Source organism: Actinoallomurus vinaceus (assembly GCF_039542055.1).
Classification (GTDB): Bacteria; Actinomycetota; Actinomycetes; order Streptosporangiales; family Streptosporangiaceae; genus Actinoallomurus; species Actinoallomurus vinaceus.
The window spans coordinates 12,347-27,573 of sequence record NZ_BAABHK010000001.1; the positions used below are offsets into that span (position 1 = coordinate 12,347).

Annotated in this window: 17 protein-coding genes; 5 read left to right on the forward strand and 12 right to left on the reverse strand. The window is 70.6% G+C overall.

What is annotated here, in order from left to right:
* Positions 1 to 370 precede the first annotated feature (370 nt).
* Complete coding sequence (locus tag ABEA24_RS00065; protein WP_345427971.1) at positions 371 to 760, forward strand: STAS domain-containing protein; 390 nt, start codon at positions 371 to 373, stop codon at positions 758 to 760.
* A 101-nt stretch (positions 761 to 861) separates the two neighbouring features.
* Here the strand turns inward: ABEA24_RS00065 and ABEA24_RS00070 are convergent, their stop codons facing one another.
* The 3 genes from ABEA24_RS00070 to ABEA24_RS00080 all read right to left on the reverse strand — a co-directional run bounded on the left by ABEA24_RS00070 (position 862) and on the right by ABEA24_RS00080 (position 3,311).
* A complete protein-coding gene (locus ABEA24_RS00070; protein ID WP_345427974.1) occupies positions 862 to 1,374 on the reverse strand; it encodes a phage holin family protein in 513 nt (170 codons plus the stop codon).
* Between the two features lie 160 nt (positions 1,375 to 1,534).
* Complete coding sequence (locus ABEA24_RS00075) at positions 1,535 to 2,749, reverse strand: CU044_5270 family protein (RefSeq protein ID WP_345427976.1); 1,215 nt, start codon at positions 2,747 to 2,749, stop codon at positions 1,535 to 1,537.
* Positions 2,742 to 3,311 carry an RNA polymerase sigma factor gene (locus tag ABEA24_RS00080; RefSeq protein ID WP_345427978.1) on the reverse strand — a complete coding sequence of 190 codons (570 nt, stop codon included), beginning with the start codon at positions 3,309 to 3,311 and terminating at the stop codon, positions 2,742 to 2,744. Before ABEA24_RS00080 ends, ABEA24_RS00075 begins: the two co-directional genes overlap by 8 nt.
* Before the next feature lie 238 nt (positions 3,312 to 3,549).
* Between ABEA24_RS00080 and ABEA24_RS00085 the strand changes: the two genes are divergently transcribed.
* Positions 3,550 to 4,245 carry a hypothetical protein gene (locus ABEA24_RS00085; protein WP_345427980.1) on the forward strand — a complete coding sequence of 232 codons (696 nt, stop codon included), beginning with the start codon at positions 3,550 to 3,552 and terminating at the stop codon, positions 4,243 to 4,245.
* Positions 4,246 to 4,363: 118 nt separating this feature from the next.
* On the opposite strand, the gene ABEA24_RS00090 is transcribed toward ABEA24_RS00085, so the two are convergent.
* Positions 4,364 to 6,055 carry a DHA2 family efflux MFS transporter permease subunit gene (locus ABEA24_RS00090; protein ID WP_345427982.1) on the reverse strand — a complete coding sequence of 564 codons (1,692 nt, stop codon included), beginning with the start codon at positions 6,053 to 6,055 and terminating at the stop codon, positions 4,364 to 4,366.
* A gap of 89 nt (positions 6,056 to 6,144) precedes the next feature.
* Between ABEA24_RS00090 and ABEA24_RS00095 the strand changes: the two genes are divergently transcribed.
* Positions 6,145 to 7,098, forward strand: coding sequence for a helix-turn-helix transcriptional regulator (locus ABEA24_RS00095; protein WP_345427985.1), 954 nt, complete (start codon positions 6,145 to 6,147; stop codon positions 7,096 to 7,098).
* 23 nt (positions 7,099 to 7,121) lie between these two features.
* Here ABEA24_RS00095 and ABEA24_RS00100 read toward each other — a convergent pair whose 3' ends face one another.
* A complete protein-coding gene (locus ABEA24_RS00100; RefSeq protein ID WP_345427987.1) occupies positions 7,122 to 8,024 on the reverse strand; it encodes an N-acyl homoserine lactonase family protein in 903 nt (300 codons plus the stop codon).
* A 149-nt stretch (positions 8,025 to 8,173) separates the two neighbouring features.
* Between ABEA24_RS00100 and ABEA24_RS00105 the strand changes: the two genes are divergently transcribed.
* The gene (locus tag ABEA24_RS00105; protein ID WP_345429589.1) at positions 8,174 to 8,644 is read left to right on the forward strand and encodes a MarR family winged helix-turn-helix transcriptional regulator; all 471 of its coding nucleotides are present in this window, start codon (positions 8,174 to 8,176) and stop codon (positions 8,642 to 8,644) included.
* 69 nt (positions 8,645 to 8,713) lie between these two features.
* Here the strand turns inward: ABEA24_RS00105 and ABEA24_RS00110 are convergent, their stop codons facing one another.
* On the reverse strand, positions 8,714 to 9,832 hold the full coding sequence (locus ABEA24_RS00110) for a hypothetical protein (RefSeq protein ID WP_345427989.1): 1,119 nt from the start codon (positions 9,830 to 9,832) through the stop codon (positions 8,714 to 8,716).
* Between the two features lie 10 nt (positions 9,833 to 9,842).
* Complete coding sequence (locus tag ABEA24_RS00115; RefSeq protein WP_345427991.1) at positions 9,843 to 10,439, reverse strand: RNA polymerase sigma factor; 597 nt, start codon at positions 10,437 to 10,439, stop codon at positions 9,843 to 9,845.
* A gap of 233 nt (positions 10,440 to 10,672) precedes the next feature.
* Here ABEA24_RS00115 and ABEA24_RS00120 point away from each other — a divergent pair, with 233 nt between their 5' ends.
* Entirely contained in the window at positions 10,673 to 11,464 is a 792-nt protein-coding gene (locus tag ABEA24_RS00120; protein ID WP_345427993.1) for an alpha/beta fold hydrolase, read from the forward strand.
* Positions 11,465 to 11,596: 132 nt separating this feature from the next.
* Here the strand turns inward: ABEA24_RS00120 and ABEA24_RS00125 are convergent, their stop codons facing one another.
* The 5 genes from ABEA24_RS00125 to ABEA24_RS00145 all read right to left on the reverse strand — a co-directional run bounded on the left by ABEA24_RS00125 (position 11,597) and on the right by ABEA24_RS00145 (position 15,225).
* The gene (locus tag ABEA24_RS00125; protein WP_345427996.1) at positions 11,597 to 12,490 is read right to left on the reverse strand and encodes a TIGR03620 family F420-dependent LLM class oxidoreductase; all 894 of its coding nucleotides are present in this window, start codon (positions 12,488 to 12,490) and stop codon (positions 11,597 to 11,599) included.
* 128 nt (positions 12,491 to 12,618) lie between these two features.
* Entirely contained in the window at positions 12,619 to 13,566 is a 948-nt protein-coding gene (locus ABEA24_RS00130; RefSeq protein WP_345427998.1) for a pyridoxal-phosphate dependent enzyme, read from the reverse strand.
* A 45-nt stretch (positions 13,567 to 13,611) separates the two neighbouring features.
* Positions 13,612 to 14,091 carry a carboxymuconolactone decarboxylase family protein gene (locus tag ABEA24_RS00135; protein ID WP_345428000.1) on the reverse strand — a complete coding sequence of 160 codons (480 nt, stop codon included), beginning with the start codon at positions 14,089 to 14,091 and terminating at the stop codon, positions 13,612 to 13,614.
* Positions 14,092 to 14,191: 100 nt separating this feature from the next.
* Positions 14,192 to 14,656, reverse strand: coding sequence for a carboxymuconolactone decarboxylase family protein (locus tag ABEA24_RS00140; protein ID WP_345428002.1), 465 nt, complete (start codon positions 14,654 to 14,656; stop codon positions 14,192 to 14,194).
* 26 nt (positions 14,657 to 14,682) lie between these two features.
* Positions 14,683 to 15,225 (reverse strand): carboxymuconolactone decarboxylase family protein, encoded by a 543-nt coding sequence (locus tag ABEA24_RS00145; protein WP_345428004.1) that lies wholly within the window; start codon positions 15,223 to 15,225, stop codon positions 14,683 to 14,685.
* Positions 15,226 to 15,227: the final 2 nt, after the last annotated feature.

A 15,227-nucleotide genomic window follows, 5' to 3' on the forward strand; every position in this document is an offset into this window, starting at 1 on the left:
GAAAGGCGAGCGCGCATGCTGAAGGCCATCCTGGAGAGCATCGTGATCCTTCTCGGCCCCGAGCCGGATCTTCACCTGGGAGACGACGCCCACGCGCTCGATGCCGACGACTACGGCGATTCTTGGTAGAAACCGGAATTTTCGTGCGATGCGTGCCGTTCGATCACTCCGGGGACTTGGCGGCTTCTGCCGGGCGGTGACGTCGTGATGTCCGCACCAGCGGGGGGTTTGCGAACTCACGAAGCGGGCATGGTGCGTCATTAGCGCGCCGCGCTGTGGACGGTATCCGTCACCCTCTTGGAAACGATCAGTAATCGCGCGATGCTGTGATGGTCACGGGTGCCCCACGGTGTTCCGGACTGGAGGTCCCATGGACGTTGCCCTGGACATGTTCGCGTTGGAGTGTGAGGACTACACCCTCGCCATGCCGCGCGGTGAGGTCGATGCCTTCACCGGGCATATGTTCCGGGGGCGTCTGATCGAGCTCGTCACCACCGCAGACCGGCCGCTGTTGGTGGACATGAGCGGGGTGCCGTTCTTCTCCGCGGCCGGGCTCAACGCCGTGGTCGCGGCCGAGAAGCTGTCCAGGCGGCGGGGCGTCCCGATCGCCTACTTCGGCCTCGTGCCGTGCGTCGAGCGTCCGTTCCGCATCACGGGCGTCGACAAGGTCGCGCTGATCTGCCCGACGATGCAGGACGCCATCTGGTGCGTCGTCCCGCTCAGCGACGTGGAGATCGAAAGCTGGGACCTGCCCGAATAGGGATCACTCCGGGCGACCGCGACCCGCGCCCGGCATCTGTCGTGATCGACCGCTGACGCCGTGGCCCTCCAGGAGTCCCTGGAGGGCCACGGCGTTGGTCGTTACGGTTGGCCGACGTCGGTCGGCCAACGCGGGTGGGCCGGCGCGGTCAGCTCGGCCGGGACTGTTTCAGCGGGGATCGCCCGGGCGGCGGCGGTCGGGCGCCGCATCAAGTGGGCGTCCTCCTTGAGCGTCTCGACGGTCCGATGCGGGGTGGGGGAGACGGACCGCATCCGGCGGCGTCCCATGGCGTACATGACCGCTCCGGCGATCGCCCAGATCCCTGCGATGATCATGAAAGCCCAGGCGATGTCGAGCACGTGGCCGATTCCGAGTGCCGCAGCGAACGACAGCAGCACCACCACCATGTAGCCCGCGAATCCCGCCCCGCCGAACAGCCCGGCGGCCTTTCCGGCCTTGGTCGCCTCCTGGCGCATCTCCGCCTTCGCCAGCGCCATCTCCTGCCGCATCAGCTTCTGCAGGTCGGCGGTCGCCTCGCCGACGAGCCGGCCGATCGAGGTGTCCCCGGACACGGCGGTCCGTCGGATGCCGGTGTCGTGCACAGAGGTCGACATGTCAGCTCACCCGTCCCTTCGGTTCGCGGCCGATCGACTCGGTGCCTCCTCGAGGGTTCGCCATTGCTTCGGCCATACCCGCTGCGCGCCGTTCGACCCCTCGCGGCGTGTCACACGGAGGGGACCTGCCGCCGTGACGGCCAGGTCCCCTCCCGAGCACTCAGGGACGATTCGGTCCCGAGTTCGTCCACTCCGCGATCGCGTACACCTCGTACGAGGAGACCTCCCCGGGCCGGTGGAACCGGTCGGGCATGTCCTGGACCCTCAGGGTGCGGGGTTTGCCGTCGTCGCCCGGAGGGAGTCTCCGGCTGCCGTGCGGCGGCGTCGCCACGAGGTCCCGTACGGCGAGGAGGGTCCCGGTGCCCGGGTCGATGATCCACTGACGCCGGTACGTGCCGAGCTGCTTGGGCGCGGTGTAGATGCCGAGGGGGACCGTCGTCTCCAGCGGCAGGGAGATCACCGTTCCGGTGCGCCCCAGGGGATCGGTCGCCGTGCCGCCCGCCCGGACGCCGGGCTGTGCGGCGAGCATCCGGAACGCCGCCGCCCGTACCTTCGGCGGGGTGGGGGCGTCGGCCAGTAGGTCTCCGGCCACGTCGCTCAGCGCACGGACGCGCTCCTCGCCCCGCAGGGCACCCAGCCGCTCCTTCACGGCCGTCGAAGAGTACGCGTGCCAGTCGCCGCGCAGGGCGAGCAGCCTCTTCTCCAGCGCCTTCGGCTCGGTCGGCAGCTTGGCGATCTGCGCGGGTGTCATGCCGTAGAACCGTCGAACCTCGTTGCCCTTCATCGGTCGCGGATGCGGCGGCCCCACGGGGGACTTCGGGTTCAGGAACAGGACCCCCGGCCCGTCGGCGGTCGGAACTTGGACCGTCATCGGGGATCCCGCCCGCTGCCACTTCGCCTTGTCCTGGGCGGTCCACGGGCGGGCGGGCAGGTCGCTGTAGTTCCTGGATTCTCTGCCGTCGCGTCCGACCCAGCTGTCGTACTGCTGTTTCGACTCGATCTTGTAGTGATCGGCCCTGGTCCTGCCGACCGCGTAGATCGTTCCGTCGATGCGCCTGGTGTGCCAGTACGCGCCGCTCGGCGCCGCCTTCTCCGCGTTGGTCGCGGCGACCAGCAGTGCGTTGCCGCTGGTGCCCGTGCGAAGCGGGACCGTACGGTCGGGCGTGTGCCGGCCCGGGTCCGAGAGGACGGCCACGGATCCAGCGGCCACCGCGCCGGCCGCGACCAGGCCCATCAGCGGCACCATGAGCCGGCGACGGGCGCGCGAGTGCGGCATGGGGCCGGAGCGCCAGTTGGTGCGCAGGGCGAGCCGGTCCGGGTTCTCCTCGCGGGCCAGCGCCGGCCGCATCTGCCGCAGAGCGTCGATCTCATCCATCGTTCTTCGCCTCCGGGAGGGCCTTGCGGAGCTTCTTCCGAGCTCGGTGGATCTTGGCCTTGACGGTGCCGAGGGGCAGGTCCAGCGTTGCCGCGATCTCGGCGTACGAAAGATCGCCCCAGGCGAGGAGCAGGAGGGCGTTGCGGTCCTGGGCGTTCAGCGAGGCGAGGGCCTTGGCCAGCTGAGGGCCGAGTGCGGCGGCCGCCACACGATCGTCGGTCGCCTCGGCCACACCCGCCTCGGCGGGGTCGACACCGGTCCGGGCGAACGCCCGGTACATGCGGGTCTCCTGCCGGTGGTGATGGGCGATCAGTTTGCTGGCGATGCCCCACAGCCACGCGCCGAACTCCGCGCGCCCGTCGTCGAACCCCTCCCGGCGCCGGAACGCGGTGGCGAACGTCTCCGACACGACGTCGTCGGCCAGCGTGGGGCCGAGGCGCCGCTTGATGTAGGCGTGGAGTCGTGGCCCGTGGCGGCGGAACAGTTCGCCGAACGACTCGGGGTCCCTCAGGGAGGCGGCGACGAGTGCCGGATCGTCGGGCTCCTCCCTGGGTTGGCTCACTGCTCTCGCCGTGGCCATGGGCCGCTGTGTCCCTTCATGCGTCACTCTCCGTTTTCGGGTTTGCTGACGCCCTCTCTCTCCCGAAGGCCGGAGCCGGGTTGCGCGCGAACCGCCCGAATCATGCTCTCTATCGACGGCTGAGGCCTGTCCCGGGTCTGGCCGCAGGGCCGCGATCCGCGACCGGATCGTCACCTGTTCGCTCTGCCGGGTGCCGTACCGCTCGGGTACGGTGCCCGGCATGGTCGATGCGTTCGATGTGCGTGCGGAGTTGGCCGGTGTCGAGGACCGTACCGGTGCGTGGCGGTTCATCCAGGGGTTCGCGGCCGCGTGGGCGACACCGCTCACGGACGCGGACGGCTGGGACGACGCGGACCTGAACGCCGCCGAGACGCGGCTCGGCGTCACCCTGCCCGCCGCGGTGCGGGAGGCGTACGCGCTGTTCGGCCGGCGCGGGGATCTGACCAGCAACCAGGACGAGCTGCTCGAGCCGAAGCAGCTGTACGTCCACGACGGGCTGCTGGTGTTCCGCGACGAGAACCAGGGCGCGGCCCGGTGGGGCGTCCGGTTCGACGGCCCGGACCCCGCGGTGTTCATGCGGCCCGACCTGGCCGATGAGGACGCCGAGAGTTGGGAGCCGTGGCTGGACTCCTTCTCCCTCACCTGCGTTGAGATGGTGCTGTCGGAGACCCTGCACGCCGACGAGACGCTCGCCGACTATCGCGAGGTCGACGAGGACGACCTCGAGGTGCTCGAGCGGTACGCCCGCCTGCCCCTCCCCGAGTACCCGTCGGGGCAGCTGCCCGGCTCGCGGTGGTTCGCGGGCCTGGACGTCCTCGTACGGGAGGACCAGCGGGCCTGGATCACGATCCGCGCCCGTTCGGAAGAGGCTCTCGTGAACGCCTGCGAAGACTTCGGCGACGGCTGGCTGGCGTGACCTGGTCGGCTTGACCTGGCAGGGGTGACCTGGCCGGCGTGACCCGGTCGTCGTGACCTTTTCGGCGTGAAATGCCGAACGCCCCCGGCCGAATGACCGGGGGCGCGGACGTCGTGGCTCAGGCGGGGGCGGCCTCCGCGCGGGCCTTGCGCGGGAGCAGGAATCCGAGTCCGAAGGCCAGCGCGATCAGCCCGATGGTGACCAGCGCCGTGGTCTCGGCGGCGTCGAGCGAGTCGCGGCGGTGGGTGTCCAGGCCCGCCGTGGTCAGCGCCGTCACGACCGCCGGTGAGGCGGATCCGCCCGTGGCCCGGCAGCTGGCCGGCACGGTGTCCGGGTCCTTCTCGGCCTCGCGGTCGTGCACGCAGGTCCGGACGCCGGCGACGATCGGGGCCTGGGCCGGGGCGGGCACGCCCGCCCGGGTCAGCGCGGCGCGCAGCCGGGGCGCGGCCGAGGCGTCGAAGTTGTGGTGCGCCTGCGACCCGAGCAGCCCGAAGAACAGGGTGCCGATGACCGCGACGCCGAGCGACATGCCGAGCTGCTGGATGGCCTGCAGGGCGCTGGACGCCGAGCCGACCTCGTGGTCGGCGACCTCGCCGAGGATGATGTCGAACATCGGCACGAAGATCATGCCCATCCCGACGCCGCCGATCAGCAGCGGGGCGATGAAGTCGATGCTGGTGAGGCCGGGGCCGACGTACTGGAAGACGCCGTAGAGGACGGCCAGTCCGGTGCCCATGCCCGCCAGGCCGATGTGCAGGAGCCGGCGGCCGAGCTTGAGCATGAGCGTGCCGCTGATCGCCGAGCCGATCATCGCGCCGAATGCCCAGGGCGCCGTCGTGAGGCCGGCGCGCAGCGGGCTGTATCCGAGGCCGACCTGCATGAACACGCCGAGGGTGAGGAGCGTGCCGCCCATCGCCCCGGTGAAGGCGATCGCGAAGACGACTCCGGAGGCGTACGAGCGCCGGGCGAACACGCCGGGCTCGATCAGCGGCGTCGCGCCCACCCGCTTGCGGCGGATCTGGTACGCGGCGAACAGGGCGAGCACCGGAACCGAGCACGCCAGGAGGGCCTTGGTCCACAGCGGCCAGCCGAGCTCACGGCCCTGCACCAGCGGGAAGATCAGCATGAAGGTGCCGGAGGCGGCCAGGGCGACGCCGGGCAGGTCGAGCCGCGCCGAGCGCACCGCGGGCGGCGTCGCGGGCAGGAACCGCGCCGCGACGGCCAGCGCGAAGGCGCCGATCGGGACGTTCACCAGGAAGATCATCCGCCAGCCGGTGCCGAACAGGTCGGCGTGGATCAGCGTTCCGCCGATGATCGGGCCGAGCACCGCCGACAGCCCCATGACCGGCCCGAACGCGGTCCACGCCTTCTTCATCTCCTCCGGCGGGAACAGGTCCCGGATCAGCCCGAACCCCTGCGGCAGCATCACCGCCCCGAACGCGCCCTGCAGCACCCGCGACACGATCAGCATGGTGGGGGAGGTCGCCGTCGCGCAGGCCACGGAGGCGACCGTGAAGCCCGCGACGCCGATCAGCAGCATCCGCTTGCGGCCGAACATGTCGCCGAGCCGCCCGCCGATGAGCAGCATGACCGCGAGCGCCATCGTGTAGCCGGCCGCCATCCACTGCAGCGTCGCGTACGACCCGCCGAGGCTCGCCCGGATCGCCGGCGCCGCCGTGTTGATCACGGTGCTGTCCAGCAGGTCCATGACGCTCGAGGCGAGGACGGCGGAGAACGCGAGCCACCGCCAGCGGTACGGCGCGGTGGTCTTCTCGTCCGCCGCGAGCGGGGATTCGAGGATTTCGGTCAAGGCCATCTCCTGTGAACGAGGTCGATGGATAAGACGTTAGAGTCCATAGCGGCCACTTCCTGACCGCAATGACCGGAACCCTGAAAGACATGGCGAACACGAGCTCCCGCACCCTCCGGCTGCTGTCCCTCCTGCAGACGCACCGCTACTGGCCGGGCCCCGAGCTGTCCGATCGGCTCGGCGTCTCTCCCCGTACGCTCCGCCGCGACGTCGACCGGCTGCGCGAGCTGGGCTATCCGGTCGTCGCGCACCGGGGCGTGGACGGCGGCTACCAGCTGGCGCCCGGTGCCGCGCTGCCCCCGCTCGTGGTCGACGACGAGGAGGCCGTCGCCCTCGCCATCGGCCTGCGGATGGCCGCCCAGGGCGCCGTCGCCGGGATCGAGGAGTCGGCGGTCCGCGCCCTGACCAAGGTCGTCCAGGTGATGCCGCCCCGGCTGCGCCGCCGCATCGACGCGCTGCGCGCCGTCACCGTCCCCGCGGCCTGGGGCGCCGGCCCGACCATCGACGCGGACGTGCTCACCGCCGTCGCCCAGGCCTGCCGCGACGAGGAGCGGCTGCGATTCTCCTACCGGGCACGGGCCGGCGAGCAGTCCGCCCGCCACGTCGAGCCGCACCGCCTCGTCTCGCTCGGCCGCCGCTGGTACCTCGTGGCGTACGACCTGGGTCGGCACGACTGGCGGAGCTTCCGCCTCGACCGCCTCTCCGACCCGGGCAGCACGGGCGAGCGGTTCCGCCCCCGGGAGCTGCCCGCCGAGGACGCCGCGGACTTCGTCCGGGCGGGCATCGCCACCATGCCGCAGACGTACGCCGTCGAGGTCATCGTGCACGCCCCGGCGGCCAAGGTCCGCGCCACCGTTTCCCGCTGGGGCACGGTCGAGGAGATCGGCGACGACCGCTGCCGCCTGCTGATGACCGTCGACGGCCTGGAGTGGCCGACCATGCTGATCGGCGCGATCGGCGCCGACTTCGAGATCGTCGGCCCGCCGGAGCTCACCGACTTCGTCCGCGAGTGGGGCACCCGCTTCCTCCGCGTCACCGGCTGACGCGGAGGAAGCGCCGACCCGCTCTAGACGGTGGCCGCCCCGGAAAGTCCGGTTCCCGGAGTCTCCTCGGCGAGCGCTGCGGCCAAACGGTCACCGGCGGCCGGATCGTGGGCGGGGAGGACGACCAGCCCCGGGAACCGCGAGCGGAGCTCGTTCACCATCCCCGTCGCCGTGCGCATGTCACGCTTGTTTCCGACGCCCGGAAGCTTGCCGTCCATGAGCAGCCGGTCGTCGTAGGTGAGGTCGCCGACCATGAGAAGCGGTGCGTGCCCGGGCCGGCGGACCAGCATCGACAGGGAGCCGGGCGTGTGGCCGGGCGTTGGCAGCAGCATCAGGCTGCCGTCACCGAACAGGTCGTGCCCGCGGGTGAACGGCGCGAGCGTGGGTTCGCCGAGGCCCTCCATGTCGACCAGCTTCCACCGCAGGCCCGGCAGATCGATGTGGCCGGGCATCAGGCCACGGGCCTCCGGCAGCGGCTTGTGCAGTGACTCCCACTCCGGCCGGCTGACGACGATCTCGGAGCGGCCGAGGTGAGGCAGTCCGCCGATGTGGTCCTGGTGCAGGTGGGAGATGACGGAGGTGTGGACGTCCTCGATCCGGTGGCCGAGTCCCCGCAGCCCGGCCGCCAGGGTGTCCTCGGGGCCGATGTCGAACTTGGCGAGCCGCGAGTAGACGCGCCCGTTGAAGCCGCCGGGGAAGTAGTGCGGGTCCGTGACGGAAGCGCGGTCCTGGCCGGTGTCGAACAGGACGAGGCCTTCGCGGTGCTCGATGACGTAGACGTTGATCGGCCGGGGGGCGGTCCACCGGCGTGAGGAGAACAGCCAGACATAGGTGTTCTTCCGCGTCGGCCCGACGTGCTCGGGGCGGATGGCGACGGTGCCGGTGCTGATGACAGATACGGCGCTGATGGGGTCTGAGCCGCTCATGATGCTCTCCTTGAGGTCGATTACACGACATTAGATGACACGACATCTAGTCTCGTCAAGTGCCCTCAACGGATCAGTTGTCGTGTCATACGTGTCGTGTAACATGACTTGCCGGAGCCGGCGTACCGACAGCGAGGGGCGTGCACGACATGAAGCCGATCGAGGAGTTCCGCTACCTCATCCTCGCCGTTCAGCGGGAGGGGAACCGCCTCCTCGGCGCCGGCCTGCGGCCTCTCGGGCTCACCCCGTCCCAGGCCGAGGTGCTGCGGGTCCTGCACGATCACCAGCCGCTCACGCTGTCGGCCCTCGGGCGGCTCCTGGTGTGCGAGACCACCGCGAGTCCCAGCCGCCTGGTCGACCGGCTCGTGGCCCAGGGCCTCGTCGAGCGGACCACCGATCCGGATGACCGCAGGTTCGTCACGCTGACGCTGACGGCGGAAGGACGCCGACTCGAGCGGGAGATCGTGGCCATCGAGGATCAGCTGTACGCCAGCCTGGAAGAACTCATAGCAGGCCGGCCGCTCGAAGAGGCGCTGGCGTTGCTGCGCAGCGTGGCGAACGCCTTTCCGTCCGGTGAGGCCCTCGCTCGCCGCAAGGGTGACACCTCGCTCGCCGGCTGACTCGGCGGGCGCGGCAGCGAGCACGGCGATGCCGGCACCGCCCCTTGCGGGCGGTACCGGCAGCAGAGATCAGTTGATCGGGTTCGGGGTCCAGTTCGCCTGATCAGTGCCGAGAACGGTCATCCGCTGGTACAGGCCGACGACTCCACCGGTCTTGTTGAGCTTCGCCAGCACCGCGCCGGACGCGGTGATCTGAACGTCGAAGCCGTTGTCTCCGTAGACGTACAGGAGGCTCGGCGCCACGTAGGCGGGGTGCCCCTTCAGCTTCGTGTTGGGACGAGGAAGACCCTTCCACGGCATTCCGGGCTTGCCGGGGACGGCGGTCCCGATGGTGCCGTTCGACTTGGTGATGCTGATTCCGAAGTTGGACGACGGCCCCCCGGCGTTGTACCCCACGATGGCGCTGACCTCACCGTACGCGCCGTTGTTGAGCACCGTCCGATCCGGGCTCAACCCGGCGGGCACACCGCCGACGTGCAGGGGCATCTCGATCGGCCGGTCGTCGCCGAACTTCGCCGACTTGGCGATCTTGTACGCCGTCCTCGTCAGCTCGGCGCTGCTCCCGCTCAGCCCGTCACCCTCCAGGTCGGCCCAGCTGCTCGGGGCGTACTGCCAGCGCAGTTCGAACGACGACTGCCCGGACGGGTTCGGCTTGTAGATCCAGTAAGCGGGGTGGCCGTTGATGGATGCGGCGGGGATCCGCTTGGCCGGGACCTTACCGGGGAGGTAACCCAGGAACGGCTCCTTGCCGCGCTCGTACGCGGTGAGGGTCACCGAGGCCTCGCCCTTCCCCCCTTCCTGCGCGGTGACCTGGAAGAACTTCTCGTGCTGGTGATCGGCGACGTAGCCGTTGGCGTGCAGGCCGCGCGGGAGCCAGCCGAAGGTCGCGCGTGCCACCAGCGGGTCGCTGTACTTGGCCGCCTCCGCGGCGGGAGTGCCGTGCAGGGTGACGGGGGAGACGCCCGCCTGGGTGGCCACGATCGCGACGCCGGCGGCGGCCGCCGCCCCACCGGCGAGCAGCATGACCCGGACACCTCCGAAGCGCCGGCGGGTCCGTACGGCACGTCGTGCGCCGGAAGAGTCGGAGGAGATCACCTTCAGCAGCCGCTTCTCGCCGGTGTCGAGACGCTGCTGGGACGGTATCGGGGCGTCGGTGCGCATCGTGCGCATCAGATCGAGGTCGTTCACGGTCGGTACCTCAGCCTTCATCGGAAATGGTCATGGGGTTTCCGTCGCCGAGGGCGGCGCGGATCTTCTTTCGAGCCCGATGCAGCCGCGATCGGACCGTGCCCACGGAGATGCCCAGCGCCTGGGCCGTCTCCTCGTAGGACAGATCCGCCCAGGCGATCAGCAGCAGAACCTCCCGGTGCGCTCGGCTGAGACCGGCGAGGCCGGCCGCGAGCGCCTGGTGCATTCCAGCCGCCACGATCCGGTCGTCGGCACCCTCCAGCTGACCGCCGTAGGTCTGCACCACGGGGTCGGCGCCGCTGCGGGCGAACGCCCGCAGCATCCTGGTCTCCTTGCGGTGGTAGTGGGCCATCACGTTGGCGGCGATCCCGTACAGCCACGGCCTGGCGTCCGGCCGCCCGAGGTCGTACTTTCGGCGTTTCTCGAACGCCCGGTAGAACGTCTCGGCGGTGACGTCGTCGGCCATGTCGTCGCCGAGTCTTCGGGCGACGTAACGGCTGATGTGAGGGGCGTGCCGCCTGTAGAGCGCGGCGAAGGCCCCGGGCTCTTGCCAAGACTGCTCGATCACAGCGGCGTCGCTCACGCCCTGTCGGGTCGTCACAGTCATACGGCTCCTGTCTCGTGCAGCCGGTGCTCCGGCCGTGCGCGGTGTGCGCTTCACCCGCTTTTCCCCGACTCCGCGAAACGGGTTCCGTTCGGCGCGGACACTCATCGGCATCGCATGGCGATGTGGGCCTTGCCCTGCGCTGTCAGCCGTTGGTGCGGACCTGGTCAGCAAGCCCGAGGAGAGTGCAGGTGATCACGCGACACCCTGCACCACCGCCTTCGGAGGATTCGCCCATGAACAGCATCACCCCGGTCCGCGGCGAGATCGTCATCGACGAGCGTCACCTGTCCTACAGGGATTTCGGCGGCACCGGTCGGCCGCTGCTCGCTCTGCACGGGCACCTGTACGAGGGAGAGACCTGGGGCGCGCTGGCCGAGGCGCTCGCGCCGGATTGGCGCGTCATCGCCCCCGACCAGCGCGGTCACGGCGATTCGGATCGGGCTTCGTCCTACACCCGTGACGACTACGTCGCCGACGCCATCGCCCTGCTGGACCATCTGGGCCTCGACCAGGTCGTCGCCCTCGGCCACTCGGGCGGCGGCATCACCGCCTACCAGCTCGCCGCCCGCCATCCCGAGCGGGTCAGCGCGATCGTCAACGTCGAAGGCCCGGTCTGCGACCTCGACGACGGTCCGAGCGCTCTGTCATTCGTGCTGTCCATGCCCTACACCGCACCCTCGAAGGAAGAGCTGCTGGCGAGCATCGGGCCGCTGGCACCGATGCTCGGCGACAAGCTTCGCGCGACCGCGGACGGTGGCTGGCGGCTCCCCTTCCATCCGCAGGACACCGTCGATTCCGAGAGCGCCACTCGTGGCGACCACTGGGCCGACTGGACGGCCAGCACCTGCCCCGCCCTGTTCGTGCTCGGCCGCAACAGCCAGGTCATTCCCTTGGACGAGGGACGGGAGATCGTCGCCAAGCGCCCCAACACGCACCTCGCCGAACTCGATACCGACCACTTCGTCCACACCGCCGACCCTGAAGGTTTCGCCCTCGCGGTCAAGGGCTTCCTAGCGACCCTCTAACGTCAGACTTTGCCGTCGGTGTTGACGGATGAACCGCGTCAAAACGGACGCCGCACCGTCAACGCCGGAGGCAAGGCGTACATCCCGGCGGCAAAGACGGCATCGCCGCGGTGCCGTCGCCCTGAGCGCCGGTCACCGGGCAAGCGGGCCCGCGAGCCTTTCGAGCTGGTCGACCATGGTCGGTAGGTTCGCGGCGAGCGGATGGACGAGCACGTGGTCGGCGCCGGCGTCCAGGTGGGCGCGGATCCGGGACGCGATCGCCTTCTCGTCTCCCCAGGCGAGGATCGCGTCGATGAGCCGGTCACTCCGGTCGCCGGCGAGGTCTTCGTCGCCGTACCCGAGCCGCCGGTAGTGCCGCGTGTAAGGGGAGTCGACGCCACGCCGGCCGGCGCGGAGCATGGCGCGCAACCCGCCGCGGGCGGCAGCCGGGTCGGTGTCGAGGACGACGATCTGATGTGGGATCAGCAGTCCGCCGGAGCCCAGGGCGGCCCGAGCGTTCGCCGTGTGCTCGACCGGCTGGAGGAACGGGTGGACGCCGTCCGCGCGGTCGGCGGCCAGCCGGTGCGCCTTCGGGCCGAGGGCGGCGAGGACGCGCGGGTACCGGACGTCGGGCAGCAGCCGCTCGGCGGCGGCGTCCATCGCGTCGATGTACTCCCCGAGCCGGGTGAGCGGCCGGTCGCCGCTCTGGCCGCCGAGGCCGAGGATGAACCGGCCGGGGTACGCCTCCGCCAGCGTGGCCGCGCCCGTGTGCATGGCGACCGGGTCGCGCATCTCGATGTTGGCGATCCCCGTGCCGACGACGATCCGCTCCGTGGCGGCCAGCATCAGCCCGTGCTGGACGAGCGCGTCACGACCTGCGCCCGGGGAGGTCGACGGCGGCTCACCGCTCCACAGGGAGCCGTACCCGAGGCGTTCGATGCGGGCGAACTCCCGGCGCTGCACCGAGACGGGGGTCATGAGCAGGGTGGGCGGCGGGATCCACACGCCGAACCGGCCGAGCCGTCGCCGGGTCTCCTCCATGGTCATGACCGCCTCCTCGGGCTAATCGGAGGAAACCTCCGATTGCGGGCTCCACGATACGGAGGCTGCCTCCGATCGGCAACCCTGCCGGAGGTGGTGTTCACAGGGCGCGGCATCGACCCATGCCGCCGCGGTCACCGTTCTTTCGGCGGCTGGACCAGGTCGCCGGGGTCGGTGTTGGCCCCGCACAGGACGACGGCGGTCCGCTCGCCGTCCGCGGGCCGGTAAGCGCCGCCGATCAAGGCGGCCAGGGTGGCGGCCGAGCCGTGCTCGACGGCCAGTCGGTGGTGGTCCCACAGCAGTTGCCTGGCGCGGACGATCGCCGGATCGTCCACGAGGACGGATCGTACGTCGGCGGACCGCGCCCAGTGGAAGGCCGCGGGGAGGACGCGGAGCGAGCCGAGCGAGTCGGCGGCCACGGAGTCCATCGGGACGTCGACGATCCTGCCTGCCGCCAGTGCCGCGTGCAGGGCCGGGCAGCCCTGCGGCTCGGCGGCCACGACCCGGATCCCGTGCTGGTCGGCGGCGGCGGTGATGCCCGCGAACATGCCGCCGGCACCGACCGCGACCACGACCGTGTCCAGGCCCGGGACGGCGGCCGCGAGCTCCGGCAGGAGCGTGCCCGAGCCCGCCGCCGCCAGCAAGGCGTCGGCGGCGTACGCGTCGACCGCACCGGTCCGTTCGGCGAACTCCCCAGCCGCGGCCGTGTGGTCGGCGTCCACCCGTACGTCCGCGTCCAGGGCCCGCAGCCGGCCGACCATGACCGGCGCGGCGGTCTCGGGCAGGAACGAGGTCACCGGCACCCCGTACCGCCGGGCCGCCCAGGCGAACCCGAGGTCGGCGTTGCGGCCCGTGGAGGTGATGATCCCGGCTGCGGGCAGGGTGCCCGCAGCCAGGTGCGCGGCGACGAAGTTGGCCGCACCACGGGCCTTGAAGGAGCCGGTGTACTGCATGAACTCCAACGCCAGGTGCACTCCGCTGCCGAAGACGTCCGAGTCGGCGGGAACGACGGTGACCGGCCGGACCACGCCGGCGATCCGCTCTGCCGCCAGCTTGACATCGTCGTTCGTCAGCGAGTGCACGAGTCCTCCCAGGTAGAGCGGCCGGAGGAATACTGTAGGGCGCGCTCAGTCCCGCCACTGCTCCGCGGGGGACTTGCCCGGCAGCGGCCTGCCGATGAGGGCGAGGGGGACGAAGAAGCCGACCTGGCCGATCGCGATGGCCAGCGTGGCGAGAGCCTTCTCGTCGTAGTGCTTGGACGCCAGGGCGTAGAGCTCGTCGGAGACGCGCTCGCCGCGGGGGTTCGGGGTGTACACGGCCTCGACCAGCGCCAGCGCGGCACGCTCGGCTTCGGTGAAGTACGGCGCGTCCTTCCAGGTCGCCACGGCGGTGATGCGCTCTTCGGACTCCCCGGCTTTGCGCAGGCTGCCGGTGTGCAGGACGGTCAGGTAGGTGTTGCCCACGATCTGGCCGGCGCGCAGTTGCATCAGGCTGATGGTGGTCTGCGGGACCGTACCGTTCCCGGTGGCCTTGAACAGGGCTCCGGTGACCGGCCCGAACTCGGGGACGAGCTTGACGGGGTTGGGCAGCCGCGACTCGGTGGTCATGACGGGTTTCCTCTCTCGATCTTCGATCCGGTTCCGCTGCTATGACGGATCCGGTGGAAGGGATGTGACGGGTTTTTGAAGGAAGTACGAGGGAGAGCGGTCAGGCCCAGTTCTGGCCGGCCGGCTCCTTGATGGTGGCGTTGAGCCGGTTGAACATGTTGGTCACCGCGATGTTGAGGACGATGGCCGACAGCTGCTTCTCGTCGAAGTGGTCGGCGACCTGGTCCCACAGCTCGTCGGGCACCGCGTCACCGGAACGGTCGGCGATGTTGCGGGTCATCGCCTCGGCCAGCGCGAGCGCGGCCCGTTCGGCGTCGCTGTAGAACGGCGCCTCCTGCCAGGCGGCCACGGTGCCGACGCGCTCCTCGCTCTCCCCGGCCTTCTTCAGGTTCTGCACGTGGGCGTGGACGCACGCGCTGCATCCGTTGATCTGGCTGGCACGCAGCGCGGTCATCTCCAGCAGCTCGTTCGGGGCGCCACCGGAGTAGATCCCCTTGAAGATGGTCTGGATGCCCTTGAGACCGTCCGGCAGCACAAAGGCCGGGTTCTTCATTCGTGCCTGCATGTTCGTTCCTTTCAGCTGATTCGCAATCAGTCGGTGTGGCTGACCAGCGGCCAGTCGTTGTCGATGCGGCCCGCCTTGGTGAGAAGGCCACAGAGGACACCGAGCACCACCTGCGCGACGATCTCGACGCGCTGTCCCGGTGCCAGGTCCGCCAGGTCGGCCGCGGCCAGGTCGTCGTCGGTGACGTCCCCGCCGGTGCGCAGCAGCGCGGTCGCGAACGCCAACGCCGCGGCGGAGACCGGATCGTCGGACTCGCCGGCGCGGGCGCGAGCGGCTTCCGCGGCGCTCAGCCCGGTCAGGTTGACGCCCAGGTAGGTGTGGGCGGACAGGCAATAGTCCGATCCGTACTCCTGGGCGACCAGCAGCGCGATCCGCGCCCGTACCGGAGCGGGCAGGTCGCCGCCGTCGCGCAGCGCGACGATGAAGCCGAGGTAGCCCCGCAGCGTCGCCGGGCTGTTGGCCATTGCTTTGACCATGTTCGGCGTGACCCCGGCCGTACGCTGCATGGCGGCCATCAGGTCCGCGGTCTCAGCGTCGGCGGTCTCAGGCTCGATCAGCGGAAGTCGCATGC

What these genes read in the sequence shown, in the direction of transcription:
- ABEA24_RS00085 (WP_345427980.1), top strand. Translation starts at nt 3,550, where the DNA reads ATGGTCGATGCGTTCGATGTGCGTGCGGAGTTGGCCGGTGTCGAGGAC.
- ABEA24_RS00140 (WP_345428002.1), bottom strand. Translation starts at nt 14,656, where the DNA reads ATGCAGGCACGAATGAAGAACCCGGCCTTTGTGCTGCCGGACGGTCTC.
- ABEA24_RS00135 (WP_345428000.1), bottom strand. Translation starts at nt 14,091, where the DNA reads ATGACCACCGAGTCGCGGCTGCCCAACCCCGTCAAGCTCGTCCCCGAG.
- ABEA24_RS00075 (WP_345427976.1), bottom strand. Translation starts at nt 2,749, where the DNA reads ATGGATGAGATCGACGCTCTGCGGCAGATGCGGCCGGCGCTGGCCCGC.
- ABEA24_RS00115 (WP_345427991.1), bottom strand. Translation starts at nt 10,439, where the DNA reads ATGACTGTGACGACCCGACAGGGCGTGAGCGACGCCGCTGTGATCGAG.
- ABEA24_RS00145 (WP_345428004.1), bottom strand. Translation starts at nt 15,225, where the DNA reads ATGCGACTTCCGCTGATCGAGCCTGAGACCGCCGACGCTGAGACCGCG.
- ABEA24_RS00105 (WP_345429589.1), top strand. Translation starts at nt 8,174, where the DNA reads ATGAAGCCGATCGAGGAGTTCCGCTACCTCATCCTCGCCGTTCAGCGG.
- ABEA24_RS00095 (WP_345427985.1), top strand. Translation starts at nt 6,145, where the DNA reads ATGGCGAACACGAGCTCCCGCACCCTCCGGCTGCTGTCCCTCCTGCAG.
- ABEA24_RS00070 (WP_345427974.1), bottom strand. Translation starts at nt 1,374, where the DNA reads ATGTCGACCTCTGTGCACGACACCGGCATCCGACGGACCGCCGTGTCC.
- ABEA24_RS00100 (WP_345427987.1), bottom strand. Translation starts at nt 8,024, where the DNA reads ATGAGCGGCTCAGACCCCATCAGCGCCGTATCTGTCATCAGCACCGGC.
- ABEA24_RS00120 (WP_345427993.1), top strand. Translation starts at nt 10,673, where the DNA reads ATGAACAGCATCACCCCGGTCCGCGGCGAGATCGTCATCGACGAGCGT.
- ABEA24_RS00065 (WP_345427971.1), top strand. Translation starts at nt 371, where the DNA reads ATGGACGTTGCCCTGGACATGTTCGCGTTGGAGTGTGAGGACTACACC.
- ABEA24_RS00125 (WP_345427996.1), bottom strand. Translation starts at nt 12,490, where the DNA reads ATGACCATGGAGGAGACCCGGCGACGGCTCGGCCGGTTCGGCGTGTGG.